Here is a 13,244-nt window from a genome sequence, read left to right on the forward strand (position 1 = left end):
GCAACGCCGCTCATCGCGCTTTCAGACCTTTACTGCGTGTTTGTGGACTGCGCGCGCATGAATTTGCGGTTACCCGACCGACGTTCCCATTTCCGGGCCACCACAAAGCGCCAGAAAAAGCTGGAGAGCAAGTACCCCAAAGCGGCGGAAACGACCGACAAGACCACAAACCCGAACGCTGTGACACCTGCGGTCTGCAGCCACCAGCCGAACTGCACCCACCAGCCATCCTCAAGTGCAGCCTTCGCCGTTTCCATCGTTGCCGGATCAACCTTCAGCGTAAACTTGCCGACCTTGTTCGCCACCACCAGCCAGAACGGCACGGTGAAGGGATTGGTCACGAAGGTGATCACCGCAGCAACGGGTACGTTGGCCCGCGCCGGAAGCGCAAGGAATGCGGCAAGAAAGATCTGTCCGACCGGAATGATGAAAGCAGCAAAAAGGCCAAGTGCCGCACCGCGCGGGACGGAACGCCTTGTAAAGCGCCATAATTCGGAACGCAGGAAGCGGTGTGCAATGGGCGCAAGCCATTTGTTGCGGGCCATTTCGTCCCGCTCGGGCATTTTCGGCATGTGCGCCGCCAGCCAGTTGATTGCACGCTTAACCATGATTCCTGCGAGCGCCTCTACACCTTTCGCGCTTTAACGTAAGGTGGTGATAGACGAGTAGTTAACAACCGTCGCTTAACGGCAGGCACGAAATTTTCGCGATCCTGCCAACGCGCGTTCAAGCCTGAACGGGCTGCCCGATCACGAATTCTCTTTCATGATCCGCGCCTTGTCGCGCTTCCAGTCCCGGTCCTTCATGGTCTGGCGCTTGTCGTGTGCCTGCTTGCCCTTGGCCAGAGCCAGCTCAACTTTCGCGCGCCCACGGCCATTGAAATAGATAGACAGCGGGACAAGCGTCATCCCCTTGCGCTCCACAGCGCCGAACATCCGGTCCACTTCGCGCCGATGGAGCAGCAGTTTGCGCGGTCGCTTGGGCTCATGATTGAACCGGTTGCCGTGGCTGAATTCGGGAATGTTGGCATTGACGAGAAACACCTCGCCATCGCGCACTTCCGCATAGCTTTCGGCAATCGTGCCCTGCCCCGATCGCAACCCCTTCACCTCGGTCCCCTGCAAGGCGATCCCCGCCTCGAAAGTATCCTCGATATGGTAATTGAACCGCGCCTTGCGGTTCTCAGCGACAACCTTTTGCTTGTCGAAAGTTGCATGTTTGGGGCGAGCCATAAGGTTGGCGGATGTAGACCTATGCGCGGCGAGATCAAGTCTTGGGAAACCAGTGGCCTCCAATGATCAGGTGTGTCTGGCTATCACAACTCTCGCTGTTCAGGTCGACTGGGGTGTAGCCCGCGGATCTGGCCCATATCGATTAGGCCCCTGCGTTGGCGGCCAGAAAATTAGTGCTACCAATGAAAGTACCAGACCTAGCATCAATATCGCGTGCAAAATCTGCCAGTCATCCTCAAGAAAACTGAACGCCCAAGCCACAGGAAAAATCAGAAGGTACCAGTCGGACTTCCCTTGGTCGTGAAGCCGGCGGACGAACCAAGCAATCAATGGCAGTTGGATAATCATGATCAGCACTTCGAAAGCTTGAAGCTTGGCGGCAACTGGAATCAGATCATTACCGATCATCGAACTGGCGAACTGAAGGACTGTCACAAAAAGTACCACTAGGAAGTAATACAAAATCCCGTCAGTTCGCTGTGCCCTACCCTTGAAATTGAGCGATCCTTTGAGAACACGAACCACGGGCGCAAACGGATCATGGCGATGGGCTTCAGCCATCACTCAATCCCGGCCCCTGCCATCGCCTCGTCCACCGCAGCCTTTGCAGCATCACTGCATGGCGCAATCGGCAGACGCACATCGGGGCTGAACCAGTCGAACAGCTTGCTCAGCGCGTACTTCGCGGGAGCGGGAGAGGCATCGGCGAACATCGCCGCATGGAGCGGATAGAGCTTTTCATTCAGCGCGCGGGCGGTCTCGAAGTCACCGCTCGCAGCCGCCGTGTGAAAGTCTGCGCACAACTTCGGCGCGACATTGGCGGTCACCGAGATGCAGCCCACTTGCCCAAGCGCATAGCCCGCAAGAACCAGCGGATCATCGCCCGAAAGCTGGCACAGGCCCGGCGCCCCCATGCGATGGGTCACGACGCGGGAGAGGTCTCCGCTCGCATCCTTCAGCGCGACGATCTTGTCAGGGAAGCGGCGGTGCAGTTCGACCACGGTCTCGGCTTTGATATCGGTCACCGTGCGGCCGGGCACATTGTAGAGCACAATGGGCAGATCAATCCGCTCCGCCAGATAGCTGAAATGCGCCAGCAGCCCTTCCTGCGAGGGGCGGTTGTAATAGGGCGCAACCAGCAGCAGCGCGTCGGCCCCAGCAATTTGCGCTTCCTTGCAATGCCAGAGAGCAGTCTGCGTGTCGTTCGATCCAGCTCCTGCAATTACCGGTACGCGGCCCGCCGTTTGCTCTGCACAGACAGCAATCACCTTGTGATGCTCGTCATTATCCAGCGTTGCACTTTCGCCTGTTGTACCGCAGGGAACCAGGCCATTGGTTCCATTATCAATTTGCCAGTCGATAAAACGGCGATAAGCCGCTTCATCGAACTCGCCGTCCTTGAACGGGGTGGCCAGCGCAGGTATCGATCCGGAAAACATAATTTGCCGCTCCTTGGCGGTTAGAAACAATCCATTCATGGCCTGATAAGGAGAGGCCAAGCACAATGTCCAGCATGCTTCGCAAAACACTCGTTTCTATGACCGCCGTGGCTGCTCTGGCCACTCCCGCAACTTTGCATGCACAGGACGCTGCCGAATGGGATCGCAACCGCGCGAACCTTGTTGCCGAAGGTCCGGGGCCGATGGCGCCGCAGATTCAGCGATGGGAGCGTTTGTGGGAGGACCGGCAGGCACAGCTGCCCTTCACGCAGTATGCGAGCTTCCTGATCGCGAACCCGGGTTTTCCTGACGAAGCGACACTTCGCGCCCGCGCCGAACGCCGTTTGCGCGAGGAATTCGTCGACCCGCAACTGCTGCTCGATTTCTTTGCCAGCAGCGATCCTGTCACCAATTACGCGAAGGCGCACTACGCGCTAGCGATGATGGGCCGCGACCGGAACGTCGCCCAACGCTGGGCTCTTGAAGCATGGCGCGGCGGGGAAATGAGCCCGACTGCCGAAGCCTCCATCTTCGCCAATTTCGGCACCCAGTTCAGTCAGGCCGATCACGATGCACGCATGGATGCGCTGTTGTGGCAGCGCGAAGGCGATGCCGCAGCGCGCCAGCTGAGCCGTACCTCATCCGCAGAACGTCCGCTGTTCGCGACCCGCCTCGAAATTCTGCAGGGCGGCAATGGCGCCACCTCGATTGCGGGGGCGCTTTCCGATCCTGGCTATCTGTACAACCGCAGCCGCGAATTGCGCACCGAAGGCAGCCCGGGCGCTGCCGTTCGTCTGATTGTCGACAGTCCGCCGCTTGCCGAGCTGCCGTTCGATCGCACGCTGTGGATCACCGAACTGCTCGCCGTCGGCCGCGCCGCCAGCCGTCCCGATACGCCGCGTGTTGCCGCTCGCGCGACAGAGGCTTTTGCGCCCGGCGAAGACATCTCGGCGATGGAATATCGCCTGCGCGATGATTACACCTCGCTGATGTGGGCAGGCGGCACCAATGCGCTGTGGCACCTTGGTGATGGCCGCTCGGCCGCTCCGCTGTTCTACCAGTACGGCGCCGCCGCGCGCACCAGCCAGACCCGTTCGAAGGGCTTTTTCTGGGCCGGTGAAGCCTACCGCCAGGCCGGAATGACCGCAGAAGCCAACCGCCATTATGAAATGGCCGCCGAGTATTCGGACCGCTTCTATGGCCTGCTGGCCTTGCAGCGCCTTGGCCGTGAAATCCCCGCCTATGCCGCCGCGCCTGTGGGCGAGCCGACCGCAGAGGAGCGTCAGGCTTTCCTCTCCGCTCCTATCACGCAGGCCACCGCCGAAGTCGCACGTGATGCGCCTTGGTCCACGGGCATCCGTTTCTATCGTGGTATCGCCGATCAGGCAGAGACGATGGACGAACACATCCTTGTGGCCGAGCTCGCACGCGATATCGGTCGCCGCGATCTGGCAGTGAACCTTGCCGATGCCGCTGCGGCGGACGGACATGAGGGCTTCACCCGCATCGGCTTCCCGACCCTGCAAACGCCTCCAGGCAGCAACTGGACGATGATCCACGCCATCGCGCGGCAAGAAAGCCAGTTTGCCGAGAACGCCATCAGCCATGCCGGGGCACGCGGACTGATGCAGTTCATGCCCGCCACCGCGCGCGAGGAATCACGCCGTGCAAACATGTCCTATTCGGCGAGCCGCCTGCTGACCGATCCCGAGTACTCGATGCGACTGGGATCCAACCACATCGAGCGACTGATCGCCTACTATGACGGCAGCTACCCGCTCGCCATCGCCGCCTACAACGCTGGCCCCGGCAACGTAAACCGCTGGCTGCGCGAAAACGGTGACCCCCGCCGCACAGGTGATTGGCTGCGCTGGATCGAGGAAATCGGGTTCTTCGAAACGAAGAACTACGTCCAACGTGTGATCGAGAATGCGGTTGTCTACGAACAGCTCCACCCTGACCGCGCAAGCACGGGCAGAAGCCGTCTGGTGAGCGACTTCCTGCGGTGATCAAGCCGGCATTCGCAACGCTTCTTGGTCTCGTCACGCTTGGCCTGACTGCTGGTTGTGGTGCGAGTGGCCCGCTGGAGGCTGAGGCGCAGCAACGCTACGTCATCTATCTGCACGGCCGGATCATTGAGGATCAGGGCCTGCCCGCGATCAGCGAGCGCTACGGCGAATACAAGTTCGACGAGATTGTCAGGGCACTGCGGGGCGAAGGTTTTGAAGTCATCGCTCCGCTGCGAGACGCGGGTGCAGACCCGCAGGAACAGGCTGCGGAGGTGTCCGAGCAGGTCCTGCAGATCCTCGACCGCGGCGTTTTGCCCGAACACATCACGATAATAGGCGCATCCAAGGGCGCCTATATCGCCAGCCTCGTTTCCGACACAATGGCGGGCCCGCAATTGCGGTACGTTCTGCTCGCCGGATGTTCTGCTGGTGCGAACGAAGCGTTTCTAGCCGAGGATCGCGTATTGAACGGCTATGTTCTCACCATTCGCGACCGGAGTGACACCGAACTGGCGGGCTCCTGCGCACCGCTCACCCAAGGCTCGGCAAGGCTTGCGAGTTTTGCGGAAATCGAAACGGACACCGGGCTGGAACACGGTCTGATCTATTCGCCCCACCCGGCCTGGTTCGGGCCGGCCGTCGATTGGGCGAACGGACACACGATTGACGAATAATGAGTTCGGCAGACAAGACCAATCCCATTACCCCCGCAGGCCTTGCAGCAATCAAGGCGCGATACGACCACCTGCTCGGCACCGAACGCCCGGAGATCGTCGAGATCGTTAGCTGGGCGGCGGGAAATGGCGATCGCAGCGAGAATGGCGATTACATCTACGGCCGCAAGCGCATGCGCGAGATCGACCGCGAGCTGTCCTTCCTCGCCAAGGTGATGAAGCACGCCAAGGTCGTCGATCCGCGCCAGCAGCCGGACAAGAGCCGCGTGTTCTTTGGCGCAAGCGTCACTATCGCAGACGAGGACGACGAGCACCGGACCGTCACACTGGTGGGCGATCACGAACAGGATGCGGGCAAAGGCATGCTTGGCTGGTCCAGTCCCATGGCGCGCGCATTGAAGGGCGCGGAAGTGGGGGATTTGCGCGTGGTAAAGCTTCCCGGCGGCAGCAAAGAGTGGGAAGTTATTTCCATCACATATCCGGAGGAATGATGCGCGCGATCTGTCTTGCCTTTGCGTTGCTGCTATCAACACACTCTGCAGCCGCACAGGATCCCGACCTGTACGAAGTCATGCAGCCGGTAGATCGGCCATCTGCGGAAATTGCGATCCAACCCGATGGAGAGGACCTGCTAGTCACCATTGCCTTGGAGGATCCTGTTTCCACGCTGTTCCTGGATCCTGCCGATGTTGTGCGCGATGATGCGCTGCAGATCGAGACGCCGGGCCTGAGTTTGAGCGACAACACAATCTCATCAAGTGAACCCTTTTCGCGTGTCACCTTCCGGCTGGTCGAGGATTTGACCGAACGCGATGCGAAGTATCCGCCATTCTACCGCGTAGGACCAGGCCGCCTGATCTATCTGCAGGCGATCTATCCTGATCAGACTTGGTGGGACATTGAGCTCAGGTGGGCCAGCCTTCCCGATGGTTGGACACGTTGGCCTGATGAATCTTTGCCACAGGGCTATGTCTACATCGGGCCCGATCAGGAGATCATCCGAGCCGGGGGCGCACAGTTCGTGTTCGACGGGAACGGCAGCGAGGAATTCGAAGCCGAAATCCGCGAAATGGTCGTCGGCTCGCTCGCACACCTCACCGACATGTTCGGCATGCCACCGGAAACAACGCCGTTCTTCGCCGCCAGCATTATTCCCTCGGATCGCAGCTTCAACACCGGCGATGTTACCGACAGTGCGATGGTCGGGCTGCGGTTCATGGGCGAAGCGCCCGATCCGACAGCGCCCGGCACGCTCAGCTATACCCGCTCGCTGGTACTCCACGAAGGCGTGCACTTTTGGAATGGCGGCGTCGCGCATTTTGCCAACGGCACGCCGATGTGGCTGCATGAGGGCGGCGCAGAATACATTGCTACGCTCTCCTCCTACCAGCTCGGCTGGACGGACGAGGAGCACCTACGCGGCACCTTCGCCAGCTGGCTTGAACGCTGCAGAACGTCGCTCGGCTACTGGGACGAGGTTGCGCTCAACGATTTGGACTTCATTCCCAGCAACCTCCGCTACAGCTGCGGCCCCCTGCTGCACTTGCTCGGCGAGCTTTACCTTGCCGAAACTAGCGGTGGGCAGACGGTCGCCGAAACATGGCGCGACACAGTGGCTTTCGCGGCAGCTACCGATGAGCGAACCTACACACTCGAAGATTGGGTCAGCGCTTCTGGTGGGCCCGAACTGCTCCAACGCCCCGCCCTCGCCGCTCTGCTCGCGACCAGCGGGCCGGAGCGGTGGGACACGATCAATTCCGAAATGGCGCGGCTCGGTGTCGAAAGCGGTGAAGTCACCAATCCTCCCCTGCGTGCCCGCACGGCGCTGATGTTCCTGATCGGTGCACAGTGCAGCGAGCTTGAGCCGGGGCAAGGGTATGGCTTCTACTCCGGGCCGGAGACCTATCGGCTCGATACCCCGCCCGGCTGCGGCCTGCTGACGGGGAACCCGGTGGTCGCAACACTTGGTAGAACACCCGTTACGACGATCTCCGCCGAGGACTACGCGCATATGCAGGAAACCTGCGCCAGTGGTGGAACCATCGCTTTCGGCAAGGAGGACGGCGAAGTTATCGACGTGCCCTGCCCTGGCCCGCTGCGCGACGCCGCAACCCAGCCTTCGATTTCTGACTTGCCGGACATTCCGGCCTTCGCCCGATAAGAAAAAGCCCCCGGCGCGAACCGGGGGCTTTTCTTTGGTTTGCGAAGCGCCCCCTTACTCGGCGACTTCTGCATCCTCGCCACTGTCGCCTTCGTCGCTGCCCGGGTTGAACAGCGAGGGCAGTTCATCGGCATCGGTGACCTCGGGGGTCAGGTCGGTCAGGCCATCTGCATTGCCGTTGGTCGCACCTTCGACGATCTTGCCGAGCGAGGAGCCATCGAGGCCCAGCTCTTTCATCAGACCATCGAGGACCGGTGCCTGCGCACGGTAGGCAAGCGCTGCCGCCACCGCATCATTGGCCAGGTTTCCCGAGCCGCCGCCGGCACCTCCGCCAGCGGTTGAGCCCGGTGCGCCCGCCTTTTGCGTCAGGCCATCCACCTGCACGATCTTGATCGAGTCGATGGCTTCCATCGGCTTGGCGCTTTCACGGATGACTTCCGGGAGCACCTTCAGCAGGGCAAGCTTCGTCTGCAGCGAGATCTGGTCCATCGAGAGGATGTTTGCAGCCTCGTTCACAGCGCGCTGGCCTTCGGCTTCCACCTCGAACTTCACGCGGTCAGCTTCGGCGCGGAAGCGCGTTGCGTCGGCTTCACCCTCTGCCTCGCGGCGAGCGGCTTCTGCGCGGTTGGTTGCAGCATCCTTGTCAGCTTCGGCATCGACGCGGATCTTGATCGCATCGCGCTCTGCCTGCTTTGCCGCTTCGATCAGCTCGATCTTCTTCTGACGCTCGGCAATCTCGCTTTCACGGGCCGTGGCAACCCGCTCTTCGGCTTCCACCGCCTTGGCGCGGGCATCGTCTGCCTCTGCCTTGGCCTGGCTTTCCTCGCGCGACTTGTTCTGAACGGCGATCTGCTGTTCCTGCCGGGCGATTTCGAGTGCGCGGACCTGGTCGATCCGAGCCTCTTCCACCAGACGGTCGGCTTCAATCCGGGCGCTTTCGGCTTCCTGGTTGCGCAGCGCCTGTTCCTTGGCGATTTCGGACATCTGCGAGGCGCGACGCACTTCGACTTCGCGCTCCTGCGCCAGCCGCGCATATTCCTTGTCACGGCCGATCTCGAACGACTTGGTGTCGGCTTCGAGGTTCTTCGTTTCCATCTGCACGCGGGTGTCCTGCTCGATATCGTTGCGCAGCTTCTTGCGCGCTTCGATCTGTTCGGTCAGCTTGGTCAGACCTTCGGCGTCGAAGGCGTTGTTGGCGTTAAAGTGTTCGATAGAAGTCTGGTCGAGACCGGTCAGTGAGACCGACTCCAGCTCAAGACCATTCATGGCGAGGTCGTTTGACGAGACTTGCTGCACCTTCTGCACGAAGTCTGCGCGCTGCTCGTGCAACTCGTTCATGGTCATACCCGCGGCGACAGAGCGCAGCGCGTCGACGAACTTACCTTCGACGAGGTCCTTCAGCATGTCCGGCTGCATCGTCCGGTGGCCCAGCGTCTGCGCGGCCATGGCGATGGCTTCGCTATCAGGCTTCACGCGGACGTAGAACTCCGCCTTCACGTCAATCCGCAGGCGGTCGAGCGTAATCAGCGCTTCGCCATCGCGACGCACCACGCTCAGCACAAGCGTGTTCATGTTGACCGGCATGGTTTCGTGGAAGATCGGGAAAACAAGCGCGCCCCCGTTCATCACGACCTTTTCACCGCCCACACCCGTGCGGACAAATGCGATTTCCTTCGAAGCCCTTCGATAGAGCTTGGTGAGGAAGATGAGGGTCGCCAGAATGACGACGCCCGTTCCGACCACTCCGACGGTGCCAATTTCAACCAGATTTCCCATTTCTTCTCCTTATTGTGAACTGTGATACTGGCGGCGCGGCTCGCCTACCCTGAAGCCCGTCAGGACATCGGGGCGAGCTTGCGCTCGGCCAGCGGCACACCGAAGAAAACATTCCCCTCCCGGCGTACCAATAGAACTTCATCTCCAGCGGGGATGACGCTGGCATCCTCATGTGGCTCCACCATGACATAGTGCGCATGGCCGTGATGATCGCGCACCCTTGCGCGGGCAGGTGAACCCTTCTCCGCCCTTCCGGTGGTGATCGTTCCCCTGCGGCCGACAAGGCTTTGCAGACCAACGGCAGTGGTTTCATCCTTCGGCAGCAATGCTCCAATCGGGCGCACGACCGCGGCCGTCACAGGAATGCTGGCTCCGCCCGATATAAGCGCGGCGAGCCAAGCGAACAGCGGTGCCCCGGTCATGTCCGAAGCGAGCGCCTGCACACCCATGCCAATCACGGCGAAGAGCAGCAGGTAAACGATCAGCCAGACGAAGACGGGCACCTTACCCAGACCCAGCAGCGTCGTAATCGCTCCGCCAAGGCCGGCAGAGGTCGGATCGGCAATCTCGCCGTCGACATCTACATCCAGGTCGACATCGGCGCCAAAATCGAAATCACCCAGCCCGATGACCTGCAAAAGCGTAAGCAAAGCCATTACCCCAAGCGCAATCGCAAAGGGCAGGTTATAATCTGCAAACAGGCTCATCTTTTCACCGCCACATGGTTCTTAAGCCACGGACGCCCCTTCCAAAACCGGGTTTTTACCGGAAACCCCTCCGTCCTCATTCATATAGGGTACAGGGGCCGGAATTTCCAGAAAAACCGGACAAACCGCGTACGATTTTCGGGATTCACACCGCGGGCAAAATGCGCCTATATAATAGGTATGCTCCGGCTGATTATCCCGATTGTGCTGCTTGTGATTTCCGCTCCCGTGATTGCACGGGACAGCCTTGGTGTGTTTGGTGACTGGGGAGCTTTCCGCGATGCCGACATCCCACGCTGCTATGCCATCGCGGCGGCTGAAGGCGGCGCCGGGCTTGACTTCCAGCCCTTTGCCAGTGTGGGCACCTGGCCTGACCGGAACGTGCGCGGGCAGGTTCATTTCCGTCTCAGCCGCGAACTCTCAAGCAATCCGCGTGTGGCATTGGCAGTGGGCGGAGAGCGGTTCACTCTCACGGCCGGCGAAGGCGATGCCTGGGCGACCGATGTACGCGCCGACCGGGAAATTGTGGCCGCCATACGCGCTGCCAGCCGCATGAGCATCAGTGCCACCGATGCGCGCGGCAACCGCTTCACCGATCGCTACAGCCTTGATGGCGCCGCCACAGCGATTGATGCTGCGAGCGTGGGGTGTTCAGGCCAGTGACCAAGCCCGAAATTACCGGTCTCAACTTCGTCCTCGCCGTGCCCGATGCCATGGCCACTGCCCGTTGGTGGGTCGATGTCATGAAGTTCGACGCACTGCGCGATCTGGGCGGATGGGTCTTCGTGAAGCGTGGCAACTGCATGATCATGCTTGGAACCTGCCCCGATGCGCACCCCGTGCCCGACCTCGGCGATCACCAATACTTCGGGTATATCGAATTTGATGACGTCGATGCCTATTTCGATGAAATCGACCGCGACAAGGCCGACGTCATCAAACCCCCGCGCACCGAAGAGTGGAACATGCGCGAATTCGCTGTTCGCACACCTGACGGACACCGTGTAATGTTCGGGCAGGACCTCACTTCGCATCCGATCGACTAGCCGCTTTCCAAAACGCCTCTGCCGCCCTATATGCGCGCCTCCCATGGCCGATACGACACTTATGAGCATTCCGGGGCAGGTAGACCCCGTTCCCGTCGCGCGTGACATCACGCCGCGCGAGGATGGACGCGTGGACCTGCTCGGTCTGCCGAAGAAGGACATTGCTGTCTTGTTCGAAGGTGCTGGTCTCGATGCACGACAAGCAAAGCTGCGTTCCAAGCAGGTGTTCCACTGGATCTATCACCGCGGCGTGACCGATTTCGAGGCGATGACCGACATCGCCAAGACCATGCGCCCATGGCTGACCGAACGCTTTGTGATCGGTCGTCCAGAGGTTGTCGAAGCGCAGCACAGCAATGATGGCACACGCAAATGGCTGCTGCGCACGGCAGACGGCCACGAGTTCGAAATGGTCTTCATCCCTGATGCCGATCGCGGAACGCTTTGCGTGTCTTCGCAGGTTGGCTGCACGCTCAATTGCCGTTTCTGCCACACGGGCACCATGCGTCTGGTGCGCAACCTGACGCCGGGCGAAATCGTCGGGCAGGTCATGCTTGCACGCGATGCGCTCGGCGAATGGCCCAAGGGCAAGATGGACTTTGCCGAGGAGGCTGACGAGGCGGAATACACCGCTGACGGGCGCCTGCTTACCAACATCGTGATGATGGGCATGGGCGAGCCACTGTACAATTTCGACAATGTCAAAGGCGCGCTGAAGCTGGTTATGGACGGCGACGGGCTCGCGCTATCCAAGCGTCGCATCACGCTCTCCACCAGCGGCGTCGTTCCGGCGATGGAGCGTTGCGGTGAGGAAATCGGCGTGAACCTCGCGGTTTCACTCCACGCTGTCACCAAGGATATCCGCGACGAAATCGTGCCGATCAACAAGAAGTACGGCATCGAAGAGCTGCTGCAGGCCTGTGCCGACTATCCGGGTGCCAGCAACGCGCGCCGCATCACTTTCGAATACGTGATGCTGAAGGACAAGAACGACAGTGACGAAGACGCGCACGAACTCGTCCGCCTGCTGAAAGAGTACAAGCTGCCCGCCAAGGTAAACCTGATCCCGTTCAACCCGTGGCCCGGAGCGGTCTACGAATGCTCGACGCCCGAGAGGATCAAGGCCTTCTCCAACATCGTGTTCGAAGGCGGAATTAGCGCACCGGTGCGCACACCGCGCGGACGCGATATCGATGCAGCCTGCGGTCAGCTGAAGACTGCTGCCGAGAAGAAGAGTCGGGCGCAACTGGATCGCGAGGCGGCTGAGGCGGTAGCTGGGGAAGCGCGTTAAGCCCGGCCTTCTTGCACCTTGTAAACTTCACCTGATCGCAGCTTGAAAACGCTTCGTCTCTGAACGCGAAATCCAACGATCTGTTCATCTACGGTTGCACTTTACTGAACGATACATCTTTCCATCGGCACACGAGGTGTCGACTCGAAAGAGGTATCTGATGATGAAAAAGCCACTGCTTGCACTCGCCGCCGCCACCGCGCTGGCACTCCCTGCAACACCCGCCATGGCACAGGGTGGCCCGCCCGCTTGGGCACCCGCGCATGGCTATCACAATAACCACAGCGGCTATGACCGTTATGATCGCTATGACCGCTGCGACCGATATGAACGTCGCCGCGATCGCCGCGCATGTCGCCGCGATCAACGCCGTGATCGCCGCTATGAGCGTCGTCAGCGTGTCTATGATGACCATGGCCGCTATTACGAACCGCGCCGCGTACGCCGTGGTGACCGCGTATGGCGTGGCCGCGATGGCCGCTACTACTGCGAGCGTGACAACGGCACGACCGGCCTGATCATCGGTGCTGCCGGTGGTGCGCTGATCGGTCGCGAGATCGACACGCGTGGTGACCGGACGCTCGGCACCGTTTTGGGCGCAGCGATCGGCGGCCTCCTCGGCCGGGAAATCGACCGTGGCGGCGCGCGCTGCCGCTAACCAGTCAAAACGTGAGACAATCATGTAACCGCAGGAAACGCGTCCACGAATACATGATTGCCCCCAAGTGACGCCGTCGCTCTTTCCCCTCGGAGCGGCGGCGTCTTATTTTGCAAACCCTTCTTGCAGTGAGTATCCTTTTCGGATACTAAGTCGCCATGCACCTGGCAGGGCAGAAAATCCGTAACTGGAGAGAAGCGCATAACCCACCGCTCAGCGCGGAGGAATTTGGTGCTCAATACGGCTCGCCC

Annotated in this window: 14 protein-coding genes; 8 read left to right on the forward strand and 6 right to left on the reverse strand. The window is 60.6% G+C overall.

Going from position 1 to position 13,244, the window contains the following annotated elements; translation table 11 throughout:
* Window positions 1-29 precede the first annotated feature (29 nt).
* From OOZ52_RS11830 to dapA, 4 genes are all read right to left on the reverse strand, one after another.
* Window positions 30-608 carry a DUF2062 domain-containing protein gene (locus OOZ52_RS11830; RefSeq protein WP_274698732.1) on the reverse strand — a complete coding sequence of 193 codons (579 nt, stop codon included), beginning with the start codon at window positions 606-608 and terminating at the stop codon, window positions 30-32.
* A 141-nt stretch (window positions 609-749) separates the two neighbouring features.
* Window positions 750-1,232 carry an SsrA-binding protein SmpB gene (gene smpB / locus OOZ52_RS11835; protein WP_274698733.1) on the reverse strand — a complete coding sequence of 161 codons (483 nt, stop codon included), beginning with the start codon at window positions 1,230-1,232 and terminating at the stop codon, window positions 750-752.
* A 99-nt stretch (window positions 1,233-1,331) separates the two neighbouring features.
* Window positions 1,332-1,793 carry a DUF805 domain-containing protein gene (locus OOZ52_RS11840; RefSeq protein ID WP_274698734.1) on the reverse strand — a complete coding sequence of 154 codons (462 nt, stop codon included), beginning with the start codon at window positions 1,791-1,793 and terminating at the stop codon, window positions 1,332-1,334.
* The gene (gene dapA, locus OOZ52_RS11845) at window positions 1,793-2,671 is read right to left on the reverse strand and encodes a 4-hydroxy-tetrahydrodipicolinate synthase (protein ID WP_274698735.1); all 879 of its coding nucleotides are present in this window, start codon (window positions 2,669-2,671) and stop codon (window positions 1,793-1,795) included. The genes OOZ52_RS11840 and dapA overlap by 1 nt, the downstream gene beginning before the upstream one ends.
* Before the next feature lie 65 nt (window positions 2,672-2,736).
* Here dapA and OOZ52_RS11850 point away from each other — a divergent pair, with 65 nt between their 5' ends.
* Genes OOZ52_RS11850 through OOZ52_RS11865 form a run of 4 tightly spaced genes read left to right on the forward strand, consistent with a single transcriptional unit; the run spans window position 2,737 to window position 7,515 of the window.
* On the forward strand, window positions 2,737-4,680 hold the full coding sequence (locus OOZ52_RS11850; RefSeq protein ID WP_274698736.1) for a lytic transglycosylase domain-containing protein: 1,944 nt from the start codon (window positions 2,737-2,739) through the stop codon (window positions 4,678-4,680).
* Window positions 4,677-5,354: a hypothetical protein gene (locus OOZ52_RS11855; RefSeq protein WP_274698737.1), complete on the forward strand. Its 678-nt coding sequence runs from the start codon at window positions 4,677-4,679 to the stop codon at window positions 5,352-5,354. Before OOZ52_RS11850 ends, OOZ52_RS11855 begins: the two co-directional genes overlap by 4 nt.
* Window positions 5,354-5,845 (forward strand): transcription elongation factor GreB, encoded by a 492-nt coding sequence (greB, locus tag OOZ52_RS11860; RefSeq protein ID WP_274698738.1) that lies wholly within the window; start codon window positions 5,354-5,356, stop codon window positions 5,843-5,845. The genes OOZ52_RS11855 and greB overlap by 1 nt, the downstream gene beginning before the upstream one ends.
* A complete protein-coding gene (locus OOZ52_RS11865) occupies window positions 5,842-7,515 on the forward strand; it encodes a hypothetical protein (protein ID WP_274698739.1) in 1,674 nt (557 codons plus the stop codon). Before greB ends, OOZ52_RS11865 begins: the two co-directional genes overlap by 4 nt.
* Before the next feature lie 54 nt (window positions 7,516-7,569).
* Here the strand turns inward: OOZ52_RS11865 and OOZ52_RS11870 are convergent, their stop codons facing one another.
* Complete coding sequence (locus tag OOZ52_RS11870) at window positions 7,570-9,291, reverse strand: flotillin family protein (RefSeq protein WP_274698740.1); 1,722 nt, start codon at window positions 9,289-9,291, stop codon at window positions 7,570-7,572.
* Between the two features lie 59 nt (window positions 9,292-9,350).
* Window positions 9,351-9,998, reverse strand: coding sequence for a YqiJ family protein (locus tag OOZ52_RS11875; protein WP_274698741.1), 648 nt, complete (start codon window positions 9,996-9,998; stop codon window positions 9,351-9,353).
* Window positions 9,999-10,178: 180 nt separating this feature from the next.
* On the opposite strand from OOZ52_RS11875, the gene OOZ52_RS11880 reads away from it, so the two are divergent.
* From OOZ52_RS11880 to OOZ52_RS11895, 4 genes are all read left to right on the forward strand, one after another.
* Entirely contained in the window at window positions 10,179-10,661 is a 483-nt protein-coding gene (locus OOZ52_RS11880; protein WP_274698742.1) for an invasion associated locus B family protein, read from the forward strand.
* Window positions 10,658-11,044, forward strand: a complete 387-nt coding sequence (locus OOZ52_RS11885) for a VOC family protein (protein ID WP_274698743.1) — start codon at window positions 10,658-10,660, stop codon at window positions 11,042-11,044. The genes OOZ52_RS11880 and OOZ52_RS11885 overlap by 4 nt, the downstream gene beginning before the upstream one ends.
* 43 nt (window positions 11,045-11,087) lie before the next feature.
* Entirely contained in the window at window positions 11,088-12,335 is a 1,248-nt protein-coding gene (gene rlmN, locus OOZ52_RS11890) for a 23S rRNA (adenine(2503)-C(2))-methyltransferase RlmN (protein WP_274698744.1), read from the forward strand.
* 163 nt (window positions 12,336-12,498) lie between these two features.
* Complete coding sequence (locus OOZ52_RS11895) at window positions 12,499-12,993, forward strand: glycine zipper 2TM domain-containing protein (protein WP_274698771.1); 495 nt, start codon at window positions 12,499-12,501, stop codon at window positions 12,991-12,993.
* Window positions 12,994-13,244 lie beyond the last annotated feature (251 nt).

It is taken from the genome of Aurantiacibacter sp. D1-12, from assembly GCF_028858515.1.
Classification (GTDB): domain Bacteria; phylum Pseudomonadota; class Alphaproteobacteria; order Sphingomonadales; family Sphingomonadaceae; genus Alteraurantiacibacter.

Coding starts and splice junctions, on each gene's coding strand:
- rlmN (WP_274698744.1), top strand. CDS start 11,088: ATGGCCGATACGACACTTATGAGCATTCCGGGGCAGGTAGACCCCGTT.
- OOZ52_RS11850 (WP_274698736.1), top strand. CDS start 2,737: ATGTCCAGCATGCTTCGCAAAACACTCGTTTCTATGACCGCCGTGGCT.
- OOZ52_RS11870 (WP_274698740.1), bottom strand. CDS start 9,291: ATGGGAAATCTGGTTGAAATTGGCACCGTCGGAGTGGTCGGAACGGGC.
- smpB (WP_274698733.1), bottom strand. CDS start 1,232: ATGGCTCGCCCCAAACATGCAACTTTCGACAAGCAAAAGGTTGTCGCT.
- greB (WP_274698738.1), top strand. CDS start 5,354: ATGAGTTCGGCAGACAAGACCAATCCCATTACCCCCGCAGGCCTTGCA.
- OOZ52_RS11895 (WP_274698771.1), top strand. CDS start 12,499: ATGAAAAAGCCACTGCTTGCACTCGCCGCCGCCACCGCGCTGGCACTC.
- OOZ52_RS11875 (WP_274698741.1), bottom strand. CDS start 9,998: ATGAGCCTGTTTGCAGATTATAACCTGCCCTTTGCGATTGCGCTTGGG.
- OOZ52_RS11880 (WP_274698742.1), top strand. CDS start 10,179: ATGCTCCGGCTGATTATCCCGATTGTGCTGCTTGTGATTTCCGCTCCC.
- OOZ52_RS11830 (WP_274698732.1), bottom strand. CDS start 608: ATGGTTAAGCGTGCAATCAACTGGCTGGCGGCGCACATGCCGAAAATG.
- dapA (WP_274698735.1), bottom strand. CDS start 2,671: ATGTTTTCCGGATCGATACCTGCGCTGGCCACCCCGTTCAAGGACGGC.
- OOZ52_RS11840 (WP_274698734.1), bottom strand. CDS start 1,793: ATGGCTGAAGCCCATCGCCATGATCCGTTTGCGCCCGTGGTTCGTGTT.
- OOZ52_RS11865 (WP_274698739.1), top strand. CDS start 5,842: ATGATGCGCGCGATCTGTCTTGCCTTTGCGTTGCTGCTATCAACACAC.